Source organism: Agrobacterium rubi TR3 = NBRC 13261 (assembly GCF_000739935.1).
GTDB lineage: Bacteria > Pseudomonadota > Alphaproteobacteria > Rhizobiales > Rhizobiaceae > Agrobacterium > Agrobacterium rubi.
The window spans coordinates 1-19,039 of sequence record NZ_BBJU01000040.1 but is presented as its reverse complement, the minus strand read 5'-3'; the positions used below and the strand labels follow the sequence as shown (position 1 = coordinate 19,039).

Below are 19,039 nucleotides of genomic sequence, written 5' to 3'. Positions count from 1 at the left end.
GGACGTGACCGGTATCGTTTCGCTTCCAGAAGGCACGGAAATGGTTATGCCAGGCGACAACGTCACGGTTGAAGTCGAACTGATCGTTCCGATCGCCATGGAAGAAAAGCTGCGCTTTGCGATCCGCGAAGGCGGCCGTACCGTCGGCGCCGGCATCGTCGCTTCGATCGTCGAGTAATCGTCGTCCCGCAAGGGATGGATCAGAACCCCGCCAGACATGGCGGGGTTTTTTCGTTTTACGGATCACGGCTCACGGCAAGCTTATGAAAACAGCATGATTTCACTGGGAAAAATGCGTTTTCCGTCGTTTGCCTCTATATTGTCGACTATTCTCGTATAGTTTCCGCTATCGACCAACCATTCACCGCGAGAGCGACTGTCTTGCGGTGCAAGTCCTCATTTATGATATTGATGGGAGTCAATATGACCGACAAGGCACGCATTTTTATCGGCTTCGACAGCAAGGAAGTCGTCGCCTACCACGTCTTCTGCCAAAGCATTCAGGAGAAGAGTTCCATTCCGGTTGAGTTCACGCCCATTGCGCTGAACAATCTCGACGGCATTTTCACGCGCGAGCGCAATCAGTTGCAGTCCACGGAATTCTCCTTCTCACGCTTTCTGGTGCCTTATCTGTGCGACTTCGAAGGGTGGGCGATCTTTGCCGATTGCGACATGCTGATGCGGACCGACATCGCCAAGCTGTGGGAGCTGCGCGACGACCGCTACGCCGCCATGTGCGTGAAGCACGACTACGTGCCGAAGGTCGAAACCAAGTTCCTGGGCCAGACGCAGACGAAATATGAAAAGAAGAACTGGTCGAGCTTCATTCTCTTCAACAACGCCAAATGCAAGACCCTGACCAAGGACTATGTCAACACGGCCTCGGGTCTCGAACTGCACCAGTTCAAGTGGCTGGAATCGGAAGAGTTGATCGGCGAAATTCCAAAGACCTGGAACTGGCTCGTCAACGAATACGAACACAATGAACAGGCCGACAACGTCCACTTCACGGATGGTGGACCGTATTTCGAAGAATACAAGAACGACGATTACGCCGAAGAGTGGTTTGCCGCTCGTGAGCGGGTTCTCTCGGTCGTCCAGCGCGCTTGATGACGATGATTGCGATTGCGCCCAAGGCGCAGTTGCGCATCTTATTCCTTGAAACGGCAAAGAGGTTTTTGGTTTCAAAAATCACTTGCCACCATACGGTGACATTAGGCGGATGACGCTAAAGCGGCATCCGCCATACACGTTCCCTTATGCTTTAGAGCGCGTGAAATCCGTGGGGGAGGGCATCGACAACTGCGTCTATCGGGACGTTTTTGCGTTTAGAGTTCAGCACCCCCGTTCCTCGCAGTCTTGACAGGGGCGTCAAACCCCTCTGTTTTCCGCTGTGCTGTGAATAGCAAAAAAAACACTTGCCAATCGAGATTCGTGGCCTTAAACGAGCGTCACAAATAGCGATAGATACCAAAGACATCTGTCTGATTGTTTGACTTAGGGGTATAGCTCAGTTGGTAGAGCGGCGGTCTCCAAAACCGCAGGTCGTAAGTTCGAGCCTTACTGCCCCTGCCATCCTCATCCGCAAGCGCGGGGCATCGCTGCATGGCAGGTGAGGTGCCGGTTTACCGGTGAAATTCGCCGAATGTCGTTTTTCTCTTGTTAAAGAGGGAATCGATGTTTATGTAAGACAAAACAGACACGCGGTGCGTGGGGCCGATTATTTCGGCTTTACGTGCCGTAATTGCGTGGGCAGTCAATGGCATCCAAAACCAATCCGTTTACGTTTTTGCAGCAGGTTCGTGCTGAAACGTCGAAGATCACTTGGCCGTCGCGCCGCGAGACGATGATTTCCACGGCCATGGTTCTGGTTATGGTCATTTTTGCGGCACTGTTCTTCTTTGCGGCTGACCAGCTCATTGGCTGGTTGCTCAGTCTCGTTCTGAGCTTTGGCCGGTAACGAATTGAGCGGAGAGTAGAGATGGCAGCGCGTTGGTATATTGTTCAGGCGTATTCGAACTTCGAAAAGAAGGTCGCTGAGTCGATAGAGGAAAAGGTTCGTCAGAAGGGCCTTGATCACCTCTTTGAAAAAATCCTCGTTCCGACCGAAAAGGTCGTTGAGGTGCGTCGCGGCCGCAAGGTCGATAGCGAGCGCAAGTTCTTTCCAGGTTACGTGCTGGTGCGTGCTAACTTGACGGATGAGGCCTATCACCTCATCAAGAATACGCCCAAGGTCACGGGTTTCCTGGGTTCGGACAACAAGCCTGTTCCGATCCCTGATTCTGAAGCAGACCGTATCCTCGGTCAGGTTCAGGAAGGCGTCGAGCGTCCGAAGTCTTCGGTGTCGTTCGAGATCGGCGAACAGGTTCGCGTTTCCGATGGTCCGTTCGCGTCGTTCAACGGCGTGGTTCAGGACGTCGACGAAGAGCGCTCGCGCCTCAAGGTGGAAGTCTCCATCTTCGGTCGTGCGACGCCAGTCGAACTGGAATATGCGCAGGTCGAAAAGGTCTGACGAGATTGTGAAGGGCCATGTGCCCTTCATTCTATACATCATGAAAGTCGTCCAAGTGATTGTTTGACTTTCTGATGGGATGCGGCAAGTCCGCATAACGCGTGGAAGATTATCTGACCCTTAGCCGGGGCAGAGATCGCACCACGCAACCGCAGCCGCCGGATATTCCGGCATGTGAACCGGCAAGCCGGTTCGTTTTGAAAGGCAGAGAGATATGGCTAAGAAAGTTGCAGGCCAGCTCAAGCTTCAGGTCAAGGCAGGATCGGCAAACCCGTCCCCGCCAATCGGCCCGGCGCTTGGTCAGCGTGGCGTAAACATCATGGAATTCTGCAAGGCGTTCAATGCCGCCACGCAGGAAATGGAAAAGGGTATGCCGATCCCGGTCGTCATCACCTATTACCAGGACAAGTCCTTCACCTTCGTCATGAAGCAGCCGCCCATGACCTATTGGTTGAAGAAGGAAGCCAAGATCACATCCGGTTCCAAGACACCTGGTAAGGGTGCCAAGGTCGGCTCCATCACCAAGGCTCAGGTCAAGACGATCGCTGAAGCCAAGATGAAGGATCTGAATGCAGCCAACATCGAAGGCGCAATGGCAATGGTTGAGGGCTCTGCCCGCGCCATGGGCCTGGAAGTGGTAGGTTGATCATGGCAAAGCTTGCAAAGCGCGTACAGAAGATCCGCGAAGGCGTTGATTCGAAGACACTCTACGTCCTGACCGACGCCATTTCGATGGTGAAGGAACGGGCTGTCGCCAAGTTCGACGAAACCGTTGAAGTTTCGATGAACCTCGGCGTTGACCCACGTCACGCAGACCAGATGGTCCGCGGCGTTGTCAACCTGCCAAACGGCACAGGCCGTGACGTTCGCGTTGCTGTCTTCGCTCGTGGTGCTAAGGCTGATGAAGCCAAGGCTGCCGGTGCAGACATCGTCGGTGCAGAAGACCTGCTGGAAATCGTTCAGGGCGGCAAGATTGACTTCGATCGCGTTATCGCCACACCTGACATGATGCCGCTCGTCGGTCGCCTCGGTAAGGTTCTCGGCCCACGCGGCATGATGCCAAACCCGAAGGTCGGTACGGTTACGATGGATGTTGCCGGAGCTGTCAAGGCTTCCAAGGGCGGCGCTGTCGAGTTCCGCGTCGAAAAGGCCGGTATCGTTCATGCTGGTATTGGCAAGGCTTCCTTCGACGCCAAGGCGCTCGAAGAAAACATCAAGGCTTTCGCTGACGCCGTCATCAAGGCGAAGCCAGCTGGCGCCAAGGGTAACTACGTCAAGCGCGTAGCGATCTCCTCGACCATGGGTCCAGGCGTTCGCATCGAGCCTTCGTCGGTCACCGCTTAAAGAATTCGCCGCGCTTCGCAAGAGGCGCGGCAACACCGATTTCCGGCTCGCAAGGGTCGGGAATTTCCAGGGCAACCTGGAACTCCTGTCCGAGATTGTAGGCGGCTCATTTCCTCCGGGATTTAGGCCTTAATCATTCAGCCTGCATGAGACGGGTAAGGCCCGGATTTTCGCATCCAAGGATGCTTAATAATCCGGTTCGAACCTGATGTGCCTGTGCCTGAAGCCGTTTGCGGCGACAGAGCGGGGGACAGGATCCTCAAGCGTCGCTTGAGATTTTGGCAACAAGGTCTCTTGAGGCAAAGGCAAACCCGATGGGTTCACAGTTCAATGTGTTCTCATCTACTGGAGACAGACAGTGGAAAGAGCGGAAAAACGCGAATTCGTCACGGAGCTGAATGAAGTCTTCAAGGCTTCTGGTTCAGTTGTCGTGGCCCACTATGCTGGTGTCACAGTTGCGCAGATGAACGATTTTCGTTCGAAAATGCGTGCTGCTGGCGGCACCGTCAAGGTCGCGAAGAACCGCCTGGCCAAGATCGCTCTTCAGGGTACGGAGTCGGAAGGGATCATCGATCTCTTCAAGGGACAGACGCTGATTGCATACAGCACTGACCCTATGATTGCTCCGAAAGTCGTCATGGATTTCGCAAAGACCAACGACAAGATCGTTGTTCTGGGCGGCGCCATGGGCACAACCACGCTCAACGCAGATGCAGTCAAGTCGCTTGCGACCCTGCCTTCGCTGGACGAGCTGCGTGCAAAGTTGCTGGGCCTGTTTGCGGCTCCTGCTACGCGCGTTGCCACGGTTGTTGCAGCACCAGCAAGCCAGCTTGCTCGCGTGTTCTCGGCTTACTCAAAGAAGGACGAAGCCGCTTAAGGCGGTTTTTCGCTGTAAATATTCAAACCGGTTCGAACCGAATTAAAGGAACTATAACATGGCTGATCTCGCAAAGATCGTTGACGACCTCTCCGCTCTGACAGTTCTGGAAGCTGCTGAGCTTTCGAAGCTTCTCGAAGAAAAGTGGGGCGTTTCCGCTGCTGCTCCTGTAGCAGTTGCTGCTGCCGGCGGCGCTGCTGCAGCTCCTGCTGAAGAAGAAAAGACAGAATTCGACGTTATCCTCGTCGAAGCTGGTGCAAACAAGATCAACGTCATCAAGGAAGTCCGCGCAATCACAGGTCTCGGCCTGAAGGAAGCTAAGGACCTCGTTGAAGGTGCTCCTAAGGCTGTTAAGGAAGCTGTTTCCAAGGCTGAAGCTGCTGACCTCAAGAAGAAGCTTGAAGACGCTGGCGCCAAGGTTGACGTTAAGTAATCTTGGAATGTTTTGGGAGGCGGTGTCAGCACCGCCTCCTGATCTCATTTCTCCTGAACTTTTTACCCAAAAGCCGCGTGAAAATGGCTTTTGGGTAATGGGTTCTTCAAGAGAATGGTTTCGAACCGCGCTTTACAGGCAATCCGGCCTTATCGTTCGGGACGTGAAACGAGATTGAAGATACTCATTGGATTGACGGGATCGACTGGCCAGCGGTTCCCGTCCGTTGCAGGCCCGGATGCAATTTTAAAGGAGCGACGATGGCTCAGACCCTTTCGTTTAACGGTCGCAGGCGCGTACGCAAGTTTTTCGGCAAAATTCCAGAAGTAGCGGAAATGCCGAACCTCATTGAGGTTCAAAAGGCTTCGTATGACCAGTTTCTCATGGTTGACGAGCCCGAGGGTGGTCGTCCCGACGAGGGATTGAACGCCGTATTCAGGTCCGTATTCCCGATCACCGACTTTTCCGGCGCGTCTATGCTTGAATTCGTGTCCTACGAATTCGAAGCACCGAAGTTCGACGTCGAAGAATGCCGTCAGCGCGATCTGACCTATGCAGCGCCGCTCAAAGTGACGCTGCGCCTCATCGTGTTCGATATCGATGAAGATACGGGCGCGAAGTCCATCAAGGACATCAAGGAACAGTCCGTCTACATGGGCGACATGCCGCTCATGACCAACAACGGCACGTTCATCGTCAACGGTACAGAGCGTGTTATCGTATCGCAGATGCACCGTTCGCCGGGCGTCTTCTTCGACCACGACAAGGGCAAGAGCCACTCGTCGGGTAAGCTTCTGTTTGCTGCACGCGTCATCCCGTATCGCGGTTCCTGGCTCGATATCGAATTCGACGCCAAGGATGTCGTCTACGCACGTATCGACCGTCGCCGTAAGCTGCCTGCAACATCGCTTCTGATGGCGCTTGGCATGGACGGCGAAGAAATTCTGTCGACCTTCTACACCAAGGCAAATTACGTGCGCGACGGCGAAGGCTGGCGCTACCCGTATCAGCCAGACGTGCTGAAGGGTGCCAAGGCCATCACCGAACTGGTCGATGCGGACACAGGCGAAGTCGTTGTCGAAGCCGGCAAGAAGCTCACTCCACGTCTCATCCGTCAGATGTCGGACAAGGGCCTGAAGTTTCTGAAGGCAAGCAATGAAGATCTCTACGGCAACTATCTCGCCGAAGACATCGTCAACTACGAGACAGGTGAAATCTATCTCGAAGCAGGCGACGAAATTGATGAGAAGACGCTGAAGCTGATCCTGGATTCCGGTTTCGACGAAATCCCGATCCTCAACATCGACCACATCAATGTGGGTGCCTACATCCGCAACACGTTGGCTGCAGACAAGAACGAGAACCGTCAGGAAGCTCTGTTCGACATCTACCGCGTCATGCGTCCGGGTGAGCCGCCAACCATGGATTCGGCCGAAGCCATGTTCAAGTCGCTGTTTTTCGATAGCGAGCGCTACGACCTGTCTGCGGTTGGCCGCGTGAAGATGAACATGCGTCTCGACCTCGATGCAGAAGACACCGTGCGCACGCTACGCAAGGAAGACATTTTGGCTGTCGTCAGAATGCTGGTCGAACTGCGCGATGGTAAGGGCGAAATCGACGATATCGACAACCTCGGCAACCGTCGCGTTCGCTCCGTCGGCGAGTTGATGGAGAACCAATATCGTCTGGGTCTGCTTCGTATGGAACGTGCGATCAAGGAACGTATGTCCTCGATCGAAATCGATACCGTGATGCCGCAGGACTTGATCAACGCAAAGCCGGCAGCTGCTGCTGTTCGCGAATTCTTCGGCTCCTCGCAGCTCTCGCAGTTCATGGACCAGGTGAACCCGCTTTCGGAAATCACCCACAAGCGCCGTCTTTCGGCTCTTGGACCAGGTGGTCTGACCCGCGAGCGCGCAGGCTTCGAAGTCCGCGACGTTCACCCAACCCACTACGGCCGTATTTGCCCAATCGAAACGCCTGAAGGCCCGAACATCGGTCTTATCAACTCGCTTGCAACCTTTGCCCGCGTCAACAAGTACGGCTTCATCGAAAGCCCGTACCGCAAGATCATCGACGGCAAGGTCACGACCGAAGTAATTTACCTCTCCGCTATGGAGGAGGCAAAATACTACGTTGCACAGGCCAATGCAGAGCTGGACGCTGAAGGCGCATTCACCGAAGAATTCGTTGTTTGCCGTCACTCTGGCGAAGTTATGCTGGCGCCGCGCGACAACATCAACCTGATGGACGTTTCGCCAAAGCAGCTGGTTTCGGTTGCGGCTGCTCTTATTCCGTTCCTGGAAAACGACGACGCCAACCGCGCTCTCATGGGCTCGAACATGCAGCGTCAGGCCGTTCCACTTCTGCGTGCCGAGGCTCCGTTCGTCGGAACCGGCATGGAGCCGATCGTTGCGCGTGACTCCGGTGCTGCCATTGCGGCGCGTCGTGGTGGCGTGGTCGATCAGGTGGATGCGACCCGTATCGTTATCCGTGCGACGGAAGATCTCGATGCCGGCAAGTCCGGCGTTGACATCTATCGTCTCCAGAAGTTCCAGCGCTCCAACCAGAATACCTGCGTCAACCAGCGTCCGCTGGTCTCCGTCGGTGACATTCTGAACAAGGGCGACATCATCGCTGACGGTCCTTCGACCGACCTCGGTGACTTGGCACTTGGCCGCAACGCGCTCGTCGCGTTCATGCCTTGGAACGGTTACAACTACGAAGACTCCATCCTGATGTCCGAACGCATCGTCTCCGACGACGTGTTCACCTCCATCCACATTGAAGAATTCGAAGTGATGGCGCGCGACACCAAGCTTGGTCCTGAAGAAATTACGCGTGATATTCCGAACGTTTCGGAAGAAGCGCTGAAGAACCTCGACGAAGCCGGTATCGTTTACATCGGTGCGGAAGTTCAGCCTGGCGATATCCTCGTTGGCAAGATCACGCCAAAGGGTGAAAGCCCGATGACGCCGGAAGAAAAGCTTCTGCGCGCCATCTTCGGTGAGAAAGCGTCGGACGTTCGCGACACATCCATGCGTATGCCTCCGGGCACGTTTGGTACGGTCGTTGAAGTTCGCGTGTTCAACCGTCACGGCGTCGAAAAAGACGAACGTGCAATGGCGATCGAGCGCGAAGAGATCGAACGTCTTGCCAAGGACCGTGACGACGAGCAAGCCATTCTGGACCGCAACGTCTACGGTCGTCTGATCGAGATGCTGCGCGGACAGGTTTCCATCGCTGGTCCGAAGGGCTTCAAGAAGGGCGTCGAGCTTTCGAACGCAGTCGTATCCGAATATCCCCGCTCGCAGTGGTGGATGTTTGCTGTCGAAGACGAGAAGGCTCAGTCCGAGCTGGAAGCGCTTCGTGGTCAGTACGACGAATCCAAGTCGCGCCTTGAACAGCGCTTCATGGACAAGGTCGAGAAGGTTCAGCGCGGCGACGAAATGCCTCCTGGTGTCATGAAGATGGTCAAGGTCTTTGTTGCTGTGAAGCGCAAGATCCAGCCAGGCGACAAGATGGCCGGCCGTCACGGTAACAAGGGCGTTGTCTCGCGTATCGTGCCTGTTGAAGATATGCCGTTCCTGGAAGACGGTACGCATGTCGACATCTGCTTGAACCCGCTGGGCGTGCCTTCGCGCATGAACGTCGGTCAGATTCTCGAAACGCACCTCGCATGGGCTTGCGCCGGTATGGGCAAGAAAATCGGGGATATGCTTGAAGAGTATCACAAGTCGCTGGATATCACCGACCTGAAGCGTGAGCTGACGGAAGTGTATGCCAGCCAGGCCAAGGACGAGGTCTCGCAGTTCGATGACGAGTCCCTGATCCGTCTTGCCGAACAATCGAAGAAGGGCGTTTCGATTGCAACGCCGGTCTTTGACGGCGCGCATGAGCCTGACGTCGCTGAAATGCTGACTAGAGCCGGTCTGCATGAATCGGGTCAGTCTGTTCTGTACGATGGTCGTACTGGTGAAACCTTCGACCGTAAGGTTACCGTCGGCTACATGTACATGATCAAGCTGAACCACCTTGTCGACGACAAGATCCATGCTCGCTCGATCGGTCCTTACTCGCTCGTTACCCAGCAGCCGCTGGGCGGCAAGGCGCAGTTCGGTGGACAGCGCTTCGGGGAAATGGAAGTCTGGGCACTGGAAGCTTACGGCGCGGCTTACACGCTGCAGGAAATGCTCACCGTCAAGTCTGACGACGTGGCGGGCCGCACCAAGGTTTACGAAGCAATCGTCCGTGGCGACGATACTTTCGAAGCCGGTATTCCTGAAAGCTTTAACGTTCTCGTCAAGGAAATGCGCTCGCTGGGTCTCAGCGTCGAACTGGAAAACTCCAAGCTCGACGAAGCCAACGCGGCGGATCAACTGCCTGACGCGGCGGAATAAGAAACACGAAGGGCAGGCACTCTTAAAGGTGCCTGCCTGTTTCGCCCGAAAGGCTTAGGCCAGAGGGCAGAAACTTCCGCCGCATTTTGCGGTTAATCATGTTTTAGGCATTGGTCGGTGACCGGCACAGCACCGCGCCAGATGCAAGCAAGGGGCCAAACCCCTAAGGAGACAGGCATGAACCAAGAGGTCATGAACCTTTTCAACCCGTCGGTACCGGCGCAGCACTTCGATTCCATCCGGATTTCGATTGCGAGCCCGGAAAAGATCCTCTCGTGGTCTTACGGTGAGATCAAGAAGCCAGAAACCATCAACTATCGTACGTTCAAGCCTGAGCGCGATGGTCTGTTCTGCGCGCGTATTTTTGGACCGATCAAGGACTATGAGTGCTTGTGCGGCAAGTACAAGCGCATGAAGTACAAGGGCATCATCTGCGAAAAGTGCGGCGTCGAAGTGACGCTGTCGCGCGTTCGTCGTGAGCGCATGGGCCATATCGAACTGGCTGCACCCGTTGCCCACATCTGGTTCCTGAAGTCTTTGCCTTCGCGTATCTCGACATTGCTCGACATGACGCTGAAAGATGTGGAGCGCGTTCTCTACTTCGAAAACTACATCGTGACCGAACCTGGCCTGACTTCGATGAAGCAGAACCAGCTTCTGAACGAAGAAGAGTACATGATCGCCGTCGACGAGTTCGGCGAAGATCAGTTCACCGCCATGATCGGTGCTGAAGCCATCTACGAAATGCTGGCGTCGATGAACCTCGAAAAGATCGCGGGCGACCTTCGCACCGAGCTTGCCGAGACCACATCGGATCTGAAGCAGAAGAAGTTCATGAAGCGTCTCAAGATCGTTGAGAACTTCATGGAATCCGGCAATCGTCCCGAGTGGATGATCATGAAGGTCGTTCCAGTCATTCCACCGGACCTGCGTCCGCTGGTTCCGCTGGATGGTGGCCGCTTTGCGACCTCCGACCTGAACGATCTCTATCGTCGCGTCATCAACCGTAACAACCGTTTGAAGCGTCTGATCGAGCTTCGTGCGCCTGGCATCATCATCCGCAACGAAAAGCGTATGTTGCAGGAATCCGTCGATGCGCTGTTCGACAACGGCCGTCGTGGTCGCGTTATCACGGGTGCCAACAAGCGTCCGCTGAAGTCGCTGTCCGACATGCTCAAGGGCAAGCAGGGCCGCTTCCGTCAGAACCTTCTCGGTAAGCGCGTCGACTATTCCGGTCGTTCGGTTATCGTGACGGGTCCAGAACTGAAGCTGCACCAGTGCGGTCTGCCGAAGAAGATGGCGCTTGAGCTGTTCAAGCCGTTCATCTATGCTCGCCTCGACGCAAAGGGTTACTCCTCCACCGTCAAGCAGGCCAAGAAGCTGGTCGAAAAAGAAAAGCCTGAAGTTTGGGATATCCTCGATGAGGTCATCCGCGAGCATCCGGTTCTGTTGAACCGCGCACCGACGCTGCACCGCTTGGGCATCCAGGCTTTCGAACCCATGTTGGTCGAAGGCAAGGCGATCCAGCTGCATCCGCTCGTCTGCACGGCCTTCAACGCCGACTTCGACGGTGACCAGATGGCCGTTCACGTTCCGCTGTCGCTTGAAGCGCAGCTGGAAGCACGCGTGCTGATGATGTCCACCAACAACATCCTGCACCCTGCAAACGGTCAGCCGATCATCGTTCCGTCGCAGGACATGGTTCTGGGTCTCTACTACTTGTCGATCATGAACCAGAACGAGCCGGGCGAAGGCATGGCCTTCTCCGACCTCGGCGAACTGCACCACGCTTTGGAAAACAAGGTCGTGACGCTGCATGCCAAGATTCGTGGCCGCTTCAAGACTGTGGATGCCGATGGCAAGCCAGTCTCGAAGATCCATGAAACGACGCCTGGCCGTATGCTCATCGGTGAACTTCTGCCGAAGAACGTCAACGTTCCTTTCGAGACATGCAACCAGGAAATGACCAAGAAGAACATCTCCAAGATGATCGACACGGTCTACCGTCATTGCGGCCAGAAAGACACGGTCATCTTCTGCGACCGTATCATGCAGCTCGGCTTTACGCATGCTTGCCGCGCCGGTATTTCGTTCGGCAAGGACGACATGATCATTCCAGAAACCAAGGTCAAAATCGTTGGCGACACCGAAACCTTGGTCAAGGAATACGAACAGCAGTACAATGACGGCCTGATCACTCAGGGCGAAAAGTACAACAAGGTCGTTGACGCCTGGGGTAAGGCAACCGAAAAGGTCGCCGAAGACATGATGGCCCGCATTAAGGCTGTCGAGTTCGATCCTGAGACCGGTCGTCAAAAGCCGATGAACGCGATCTACATGATGTCCCACTCCGGTGCCCGTGGTTCTCCGAACCAGATGCGTCAGCTGGGTGGTATGCGCGGCCTCATGGCCAAGCCATCGGGTGAGATCATCGAAACGCCGATCATTTCCAACTTTAAGGAAGGTCTGACCGTTAACGAGTACTTCAACTCGACGCACGGTGCCCGTAAGGGTCTGGCAGACACGGCCTTGAAGACGGCGAACTCCGGTTACCTGACACGTCGTCTCGTTGACGTGGCGCAGGATTGCATCGTCAACTCCACGGATTGCGGCACCGACAAGGGCCTCACCATGACCGCCATCGTCGATGCCGGTCAGGTCGTTGCTTCGCTCGGCGCACGTATCCTTGGTCGTACAGCTCTCGACGATATCGACAATCCGGTCACGGGCGAAAACATCGTCAAGGCTGGCAAGTTGATGGACGAAGCCGATATCGCGACCATCGAAAAGTCCGGCATCCAGTCCGTTCGTATTCGCTCTGCTCTGACCTGCGAAATTCAGGTTGGCGTTTGCGGCGTCTGCTACGGTCGTGACCTTGCACGTGGTACGCCGGTTAACATGGGCGAAGCGGTGGGTGTTATCGCCGCGCAGTCCATCGGTGAACCGGGCACACAGCTCACCATGCGTACGTTCCACCTTGGTGGCACGGCCAACGTGGTCGACCAGTCGTTCCTGGAAGCGTCGTATGAAGGTACGATCCAGATCAAGAACCGCAACAGCCTGCGCAACTCTGACAACATCCTCATCGCGATGGGCCGTAACATGTCCGTCACCATTCTTGATGAGCGTGGCGTCGAGCGTTCCTCGCAGCGTGTGGCTTACGGCTCCAAGCTGTTCGTGGATGACGGCGACAAGGTCAAGCGCGGTCAGCGTCTGGCAGAGTGGGACCCTTACACACGTCCAATGATGACGGAAGTGGAAGGAACCGTTCACTTCGAAGATCTGGTCGATGGTCTTTCCGTTCTGGAAGCGACCGACGAATCCACCGGTATCACCAAGCGTCAGGTTATCGACTGGCGTTCGACACCACGTGGTTCGGATCTGAAGCCTTGCATCGTCATCAAGGACGCATCCGGCAATGTGGCCAAGCTTGCACGTGGTAGCGAAGCTCGCTTCCAGCTGTCGGTTGACGCCATCCTGTCGGTCGAGCCAGGCATGAAGGTCTTCCAGGGTGACGTGCTTGCACGTTCGCCATTGGAAAGCGCCAAGACCAAGGACATCACCGGTGGTCTACCGCGTGTTGCTGAACTCTTTGAAGCGCGTCGTCCGAAGGATCACGCTATCATCGCCGAAATCGATGGTACGATCCGCCTGGGCCGCGACTACAAGAACAAGCGTCGCGTTCAGATCGAGCCTGCGGAAGACGGTGTCGAGCCAGTCGAATACCTGATCCCGAAGAGCAAGCCGTTCCACCTTCAGGAAGGCGACTACATCGAGAAGGGCGAATACATTCTCGATGGTAACCCGGCACCGCACGACATCCTGGCGATCAAGGGCGTAGAGGCTTTGGCTTCCTACCTCGTGAACGAAATCCAGGAAGTCTATCGCTTGCAGGGCGTTGTCATCAACGACAAGCACATCGAAGTGATCGTGCGTCAGATGCTGCAGAAGGTGGAAATCACCGATGCAGGTGACTCGCATTATATCGTCGGCGACAGCGTTGATCGCATCGAGATGGAAGACAACAACGATCGTCTGATCGACGAAGGCAAAAAGCCATCCTACGGCGACCCGGTTCTTCTGGGTATCACCAAGGCATCGCTGCAAACGCCATCGTTCATCTCGGCTGCTTCGTTCCAGGAAACCACAAAGGTTCTCACGGAAGCCGCAATCGCCGGCAAGACCGACACGTTGCAGGGTCTGAAAGAAAACGTCATCGTCGGCCGCCTCATCCCGGCCGGTACCGGCGGCACAATGACCCAGATCCGCCGCATCGCGACGGGTCGTGACGAACTCATCATCGAAGAGCGCAAGAAGAGCACAGGCTCGTCTTCCGCAAACCAGATGTTGCAGGACATGACAGACAAGGCTCCAGCTGCCGAGTGACGGTGGTTGGGGTAGGGGCCTCGTGAGAGGCGCCGCTTGCTGAAATAAAAACGCCCGGAGTGATCCGGGCGTTTTTTTGTTTTCTGAGATTTCAAACACGGTGGAAGCATTTACTCGATTTAAGCGCCGGGCATTGGAGCAGTCTCAGTTGCTCCGGCCGCAGGTGGCAAAACGTGGTTTTTCTGGTAGAGAAATGGACGACCTGAAGTTGAGGAGTGGAGCGATGCCAATTTATTTGGAAATCGAGGGATTTCATGGGAGCGTCGATGCCAATCAATACTCTGGATGTATCAGCGTCAATTCACTCGAATTCAAAGTTGATCGCAAGATTCCAAACTCACGCGAGTTGGAGATAATACCCAAACCTATCGTCTCCGAGTTGCGAATGGCCAGAAACAGTGACGAATTATCCGCTGCCCTATACGGTGTGGCAAAAGAAGGTGACTTGGGAAACAAAGCATTTGTTCATCTCCTGCATACACACGGCCAAACAGATATCAAATTTGAGCTGTCATACCCATCCTTGATAATTTCGACTGATGATGACGAACCGAGTGAAACTTTGAGCGTCAGTTTTAGCAGGATAGATATCTGGACGACCGTTCATCATAATGCTGCGGATATTCGCGAGCGTTGGGTAACAGGATACGACCTCAGCGCTGACCGAATTTTTTAGAGGGCAGGGGTTCCTTGTGACTTTCCTACAAGTGAAAATGGAAACGCCAAGCGCGATCCATGCGTTTTTTGTTCATCTATCAGCCGTTTCCAGAATGTCGGCGAGCGGAGAAAAACAATACATTTCCAAACGGAATCAGACGCTCGCAAGTGTTTGGTCGTCTCTTTAAGAATCTTTCACCGTTCTTTACTTGAAGTGCATGTAGAGAAAAACAGCTCCGACATTCAAAGCAGCGACGATCACGACGATCCAGATACGTTTCGCTTGAAGCTTTTGTTCTTTGATCGACATCTGCGGCTTATGGCAAAATGGGCAGATGATCGTGTTTTCGGGAATGCTACGTTCGCAGTAATGACATGCTATCATCACGAACTCCGAATAGACGCGCGAGGTACTTGAGTTTTCCGCCGCCCGGTCTAGTACGGAAACGGGCGGGGAAAGTTCAGCTCAGATCGGCCGTCTGTTTTGTTTGCATTGCCTCACGCAAAGCGAATAATCGCCACTTCACCCTCAAGCGCTCCCTGATAAGCTGAAGCATGCGGCTCTTCGTCGGGGATTTCGGTCAGCATGCCGATCTGGTCGAGGTCGGCTTCGAGGAAGCCTTCTTCGGACAGCGCGTTGAGGGCTTCGCGCACGGCGCTGTCGTCGTCGGGGGCACTCAGGATGACGTGGATGTCGATGCCTTCTTGGCCTTCGCGCTCATAGGCCTTGCCGATGACGATAAAGACCATGGCATCGTCGCGTCCGTTGTCGTTATCTGGTTCTGTAATCATGACGCGATTCCTTTTCTGGCTATGATTGTCGTGAGATAACGGAAGGGCAAAGCAAAGGTTTCGCCGCCAAGTGCAATCTCGGGGAATCAATAGACGGGTTTTGTCAAAAGCCAAAGGCCGGATTGGGAAAACCGTGCACGCGGAGGGGCATTATGTTAATAGCCTTTGGTAATGACGTGTTACAGGGTGGTTCTCAAGGCCCGCACAGGGACTAAATGCGGATTCACCCTTGACGAAACTGGGTTAAAACAGTAGTACGCCCGCCATCGGAGCCAATGTGAGGTATGGCCGTCTGGAACGACTCGTTCCGGAGATCACCTCAAACAAGGGTCCAAAAACACGTACGAGACACGAATGTTGCACGCAAGACGTATCATTACGTCCTCTGCTCTTGGTGGTCCCATCCGTGAAAACCGGATCGGGCCACAATTTGCGCATGAGGCTATGCGTGCGTCGTTGCCGGAAACGGTATAACCGCCATCCGTGAGGGTGGCTAAAGTAGTTTTTGCAAGGGATGGTTATATGCCTACCGTAAACCAGCTGATCCGTAAGCCACGTCAGGCACAGGTAAAGCGCAATAAGGTTCCTGCTCTGCAGGAAAACCCACAGAAGCGCGGCGTTTGCACACGCGTTTACACAACGACCCCTAAGAAGCCTAACTCGGCTCTTCGTAAGGTTGCCAAGATCCGCCTGACCAACGGCTTCGAAGTCATCGGCTACATTCCAGGTGAAGGTCACAACCTTCAGGAACACTCCGTTGTCATGATCCGTGGCGGCCGCGTAAAGGACTTGCCGGGCGTTCGTTACCACGTGATCCGTGGTGTTCTCGATACCCAGGGCGTCAAGAACCGCAAGCAGCGTCGTTCCAAGTACGGTGCCAAGCGTCCGAAGTAATTCGGTTTAACAAATTCCGGCGCTGCGCGAGGTTCTCCGCGTGGTAAAGCGTCATTCAAAGTTGAGAGACAAATAGTATGTCCCGTCGCCATAGTGCAGAAAAGCGTGAGATCAATCCGGACCCGAAGTTCGGCGATCTGATCGTTACCAAGTTCATGAACGCCATCATGCTTCACGGCAAGAAGTCGGTCGCAGAAAGCATCGTCTACGGCGCGTTCGACGTCGTTCAGGGCAAGTCGAAGGCAGAGCCGCTCGGCATCTTCCATTCGGCCCTCGACAACGTTGCTCCGCACGTTGAAGTGCGTTCGCGCCGCGTTGGTGGTGCAACCTACCAGGTTCCGGTCGATGTTCGCCCAGAGCGCCGTCAGGCTCTCGCGATCCGCTGGCTGATCGCTGCTGCGCGCAAGCGCAACGAAACAACCATGGTTGATCGCCTGTCGGGCGAACTCATGGATGCAGCGAACAACCGTGGTTCTGCCGTCAAGAAGCGCGAAGACACGCACAAGATGGCCGACGCCAACCGCGCATTCTCGCATTACCGCTGGTAATCTAACCGATCCGAAAGGCAGTCCGTTATGGCTCGCGAATATAAAATCGAAGACTACCGCAATTTCGGTATCATGGCGCATATCGACGCCGGCAAGACGACCACCACCGAGCGTATTCTTTACTACACCGGTAAGTCGCACAAGATCGGCGAAGTTCATGATGGCGCAGCCACGATGGACTGGATGGAGCAGGAGCAGGAGCGTGGGATCACCATCACGTCTGCTGCCACGACGACCTTCTGGAAGGGTCGCGACGGCAAGATGCGCCGTTTCAACATCATCGACACCCCCGGCCACGTTGACTTCACGATTGAAGTCGAACGTTCTCTGCGCGTTCTCGACGGTGCGATCGCTCTTCTCGATGCCAACGCCGGTGTCGAGCCGCAGACGGAAACCGTCTGGCGCCAGGCTGAGAAGTACCACGTTCCGCGGATGATCTTCTGCAACAAGATGGACAAGACCGGTGCTGACTTCTACCGCTCGGTAGAAATGATCAAGACCCGTCTCGGCGCCATCGCTGTTGTCATGCAACTCCCAATCGGTGCGGAAACAGAATTCAAGGGCGTTATCGATCTGATCGAAATGAACGCTCTGATCTGGCGCGACGAGTCGCTCGGCGCTCAGTGGGATGTTGTCGAGATTCCTGACGACATGAAAGAAAAGGCTGCTGAATATCGTGAAAAGATGATCGAACAGGTCGTCGATATCGATGAAGAAGCCATGGAAGCCTACCTGAACGGCGAAATGCCCGACAACGACAAGATCCGTGAACTCGTTCGCCGCGGCACCATCGACGTGAAGTTCCACCCGATGTTCTGCGGTACTGCGTTCAAGAACAAGGGCGTTCAGCCACTTCTCGACGCCGTTTGCGATTACCTGCCTTCGCCGCTGGATATTCCTGCGATCAAGGGCATCGACTTCAAGACCGAAGCTGAAATCGAACGTCACCCAGACGACTCTGAGCCGCTTTCGATGCTTGCGTTCAAGATCATGAACGACCCCTTCGTTGGTTCACTCACCTTCGCACGCATCTACTCCGGCAAGCTCGAAAAGGGCACATCGGTTTTGAACACGGTCAAGGACAAGCGCGAGCGCGTCGGTCGTATGCTTCAGATGCATTCCAACTCCCGCGAAGACATTGAAGAAGCCTTCTCTGGCGACATCGTTGCTCTGGCCGGTCTCAAGGAAACCACAACAGGCGATACGCTTTGCGATCCTCTGAAGCCGGTTATCCTCGAGCGTATGGAATTCCCTGAGCCGGTTATCCAGATCGCGATCGAACCGAAGACCAAGGGCGACCAGGAAAAGATGGGCCTCGCGCTCAACCGCCTGGCAGCTGAAGATCCTTCGTTCCGCGTCAAGACGGATGAAGAATCCGGTCAGACCATCATTGCTGGCATGGGCGAACTTCACCTCGACATTCTCGTTGACCGTATGCGTCGCGAGTTCAAGGTCGAGGCCACCGTCGGTGCTCCGCAGGTTGCCTACCGCGAAACGATCACGCGTCAGCACGAAGAAGATTACACACACAAGAAGCAGTCCGGTGGTACCGGTCAGTTCGCTCGTGTCAAGATCGTCTTCGAACCAAATCCTGATGGCGAAGACTTCAAGTTCGAGTCCAAGATCGTTGGTGGTGCTGTTCCGAAGGAATACATCCCGGGCGTTCAGAAGGGTATCGAAAGCGTTCTGTCTTCCGGTCCTCTGGCTGGCTTCCCGATGCTCGGCGTCAAGGCAACCCTGATCGACGGCGCATACCACGACGTTGACTCCTCGGTTCTGGCGTTCGAAATCGCATCGCGTGCCTGCTTCCGTGAAGCAGCGAAGAAGGCTGGTGCACAGCTTCTCGAGCCGATGATGAAGGTCGAAGTTGTAACCCCTGAAGATTACGTCGGTGACGTGATCGGCGATCTGAACTCGCGTCGCGGTCAGATCCAGGGTCAGGAAAGCCGTGGTATTGCCGTTGTCATCAACGCGCATGTTCCGCTGGCCAACATGTTCAAGTACGTCGACAACCTGCGCTCCATGTCTCAGGGCCGCGCGCAGTATTCGATGACCTTCGATCACTATTCGCCGGTTCCGAGCAACGTTGCTCAGGAAATCCAGGCAAAGTACTCCGGTCAGAAGTGATCGGGGTACGCCCCAAACGAAATTTTTAAGTTTATTCCCTTTACGGGACAGGAATGGAGAGCCACGAAT

The 19,039-nt window shown here is 55.0% G+C and carries 15 protein-coding genes and 1 tRNA gene; 15 read left to right on the top strand and 1 reads right to left on the bottom strand.

Annotated elements, in window-relative coordinates:
• The 12 genes from RRU01S_RS25675 to RRU01S_RS24485 all read left to right on the top strand — a co-directional run.
• A partial coding sequence (locus tag RRU01S_RS25675; RefSeq protein ID WP_081880071.1) for an EF-Tu C-terminal domain-related protein occupies positions 1 to 178 on the top strand: 178 nt, incomplete at its 5' end.
• 245 nt (positions 179 to 423) lie between these two features.
• The gene (locus RRU01S_RS24535) at positions 424 to 1,110 is read left to right on the top strand and encodes a glycosyltransferase family protein (protein WP_045232863.1); all 687 of its coding nucleotides are present in this window, start codon (positions 424 to 426) and stop codon (positions 1,108 to 1,110) included.
• A 389-nt stretch (positions 1,111 to 1,499) separates the two neighbouring features.
• A tRNA-Trp gene (locus tag RRU01S_RS24530) sits at positions 1,500 to 1,575 on the top strand.
• Positions 1,576 to 1,759: 184 nt separating this feature from the next.
• Positions 1,760 to 1,960 carry a preprotein translocase subunit SecE gene (gene secE / locus RRU01S_RS24525; protein ID WP_045232862.1) on the top strand — a complete coding sequence of 67 codons (201 nt, stop codon included), beginning with the start codon at positions 1,760 to 1,762 and terminating at the stop codon, positions 1,958 to 1,960.
• Between the two features lie 21 nt (positions 1,961 to 1,981).
• The gene (nusG, locus tag RRU01S_RS24520; RefSeq protein WP_045232861.1) at positions 1,982 to 2,512 is read left to right on the top strand and encodes a transcription termination/antitermination protein NusG; all 531 of its coding nucleotides are present in this window, start codon (positions 1,982 to 1,984) and stop codon (positions 2,510 to 2,512) included.
• Between the two features lie 214 nt (positions 2,513 to 2,726).
• Complete coding sequence (rplK, locus tag RRU01S_RS24515) at positions 2,727 to 3,158, top strand: 50S ribosomal protein L11 (RefSeq protein ID WP_045232860.1); 432 nt, start codon at positions 2,727 to 2,729, stop codon at positions 3,156 to 3,158.
• A gap of 2 nt (positions 3,159 to 3,160) precedes the next feature.
• Positions 3,161 to 3,856, top strand: coding sequence for a 50S ribosomal protein L1 (gene rplA, locus RRU01S_RS24510; RefSeq protein ID WP_045232859.1), 696 nt, complete (start codon positions 3,161 to 3,163; stop codon positions 3,854 to 3,856).
• Between the two features lie 358 nt (positions 3,857 to 4,214).
• Positions 4,215 to 4,733, top strand: coding sequence for a 50S ribosomal protein L10 (gene rplJ, locus RRU01S_RS24505; protein ID WP_045232858.1), 519 nt, complete (start codon positions 4,215 to 4,217; stop codon positions 4,731 to 4,733).
• Positions 4,734 to 4,791: 58 nt separating this feature from the next.
• Entirely contained in the window at positions 4,792 to 5,166 is a 375-nt protein-coding gene (gene rplL, locus RRU01S_RS24500; RefSeq protein WP_045232857.1) for a 50S ribosomal protein L7/L12, read from the top strand.
• Positions 5,167 to 5,426: 260 nt separating this feature from the next.
• Positions 5,427 to 9,566: a DNA-directed RNA polymerase subunit beta gene (gene rpoB, locus RRU01S_RS24495; protein WP_045232856.1), complete on the top strand. Its 4,140-nt coding sequence runs from the start codon at positions 5,427 to 5,429 to the stop codon at positions 9,564 to 9,566.
• Between the two features lie 177 nt (positions 9,567 to 9,743).
• On the top strand, positions 9,744 to 13,952 hold the full coding sequence (gene rpoC / locus RRU01S_RS24490) for a DNA-directed RNA polymerase subunit beta' (RefSeq protein WP_045232855.1): 4,209 nt from the start codon (positions 9,744 to 9,746) through the stop codon (positions 13,950 to 13,952).
• Between the two features lie 76 nt (positions 13,953 to 14,028).
• A complete protein-coding gene (locus RRU01S_RS24485) occupies positions 14,029 to 14,628 on the top strand; it encodes a type VI secretion system tube protein Hcp (protein WP_131367853.1) in 600 nt (199 codons plus the stop codon).
• A gap of 479 nt (positions 14,629 to 15,107) precedes the next feature.
• Here RRU01S_RS24485 and RRU01S_RS24480 read toward each other — a convergent pair whose 3' ends face one another.
• Positions 15,108 to 15,401: a hypothetical protein gene (locus tag RRU01S_RS24480; RefSeq protein ID WP_045232853.1), complete on the bottom strand. Its 294-nt coding sequence runs from the start codon at positions 15,399 to 15,401 to the stop codon at positions 15,108 to 15,110.
• Positions 15,402 to 15,923: 522 nt separating this feature from the next.
• Here RRU01S_RS24480 and rpsL point away from each other — a divergent pair.
• The 3 genes from rpsL to fusA all read left to right on the top strand — a co-directional run bounded on the left by rpsL (position 15,924) and on the right by fusA (position 18,970).
• Positions 15,924 to 16,295: a 30S ribosomal protein S12 gene (rpsL, locus tag RRU01S_RS24475; protein ID WP_042618537.1), complete on the top strand. Its 372-nt coding sequence runs from the start codon at positions 15,924 to 15,926 to the stop codon at positions 16,293 to 16,295.
• Positions 16,296 to 16,372: 77 nt separating this feature from the next.
• Complete coding sequence (gene rpsG / locus RRU01S_RS24470; RefSeq protein WP_045232852.1) at positions 16,373 to 16,843, top strand: 30S ribosomal protein S7; 471 nt, start codon at positions 16,373 to 16,375, stop codon at positions 16,841 to 16,843.
• Positions 16,844 to 16,870: 27 nt separating this feature from the next.
• On the top strand, positions 16,871 to 18,970 hold the full coding sequence (gene fusA / locus RRU01S_RS24465; protein WP_045232851.1) for an elongation factor G: 2,100 nt from the start codon (positions 16,871 to 16,873) through the stop codon (positions 18,968 to 18,970).
• Positions 18,971 to 19,039: the final 69 nt, after the last annotated feature.

Excerpts from the sequence above, each read along its gene's own strand:
- RRU01S_RS24535 (WP_045232863.1), top strand. The coding sequence starts at position 424 with ATGACCGACAAGGCACGCATTTTTATCGGCTTCGACAGCAAGGAAGTC.
- secE (WP_045232862.1), top strand. The coding sequence starts at position 1,760 with ATGGCATCCAAAACCAATCCGTTTACGTTTTTGCAGCAGGTTCGTGCT.
- nusG (WP_045232861.1), top strand. The coding sequence starts at position 1,982 with ATGGCAGCGCGTTGGTATATTGTTCAGGCGTATTCGAACTTCGAAAAG.
- rplK (WP_045232860.1), top strand. The coding sequence starts at position 2,727 with ATGGCTAAGAAAGTTGCAGGCCAGCTCAAGCTTCAGGTCAAGGCAGGA.
- rplA (WP_045232859.1), top strand. The coding sequence starts at position 3,161 with ATGGCAAAGCTTGCAAAGCGCGTACAGAAGATCCGCGAAGGCGTTGAT.
- rplL (WP_045232857.1), top strand. The coding sequence starts at position 4,792 with ATGGCTGATCTCGCAAAGATCGTTGACGACCTCTCCGCTCTGACAGTT.
- rpoB (WP_045232856.1), top strand. The coding sequence starts at position 5,427 with ATGGCTCAGACCCTTTCGTTTAACGGTCGCAGGCGCGTACGCAAGTTT.
- rpoC (WP_045232855.1), top strand. The coding sequence starts at position 9,744 with ATGAACCAAGAGGTCATGAACCTTTTCAACCCGTCGGTACCGGCGCAG.
- RRU01S_RS24480 (WP_045232853.1), bottom strand. The coding sequence starts at position 15,401 with ATGATTACAGAACCAGATAACGACAACGGACGCGACGATGCCATGGTC.
- rpsL (WP_042618537.1), top strand. The coding sequence starts at position 15,924 with ATGCCTACCGTAAACCAGCTGATCCGTAAGCCACGTCAGGCACAGGTA.
- rpsG (WP_045232852.1), top strand. The coding sequence starts at position 16,373 with ATGTCCCGTCGCCATAGTGCAGAAAAGCGTGAGATCAATCCGGACCCG.
- fusA (WP_045232851.1), top strand. The coding sequence starts at position 16,871 with ATGGCTCGCGAATATAAAATCGAAGACTACCGCAATTTCGGTATCATG.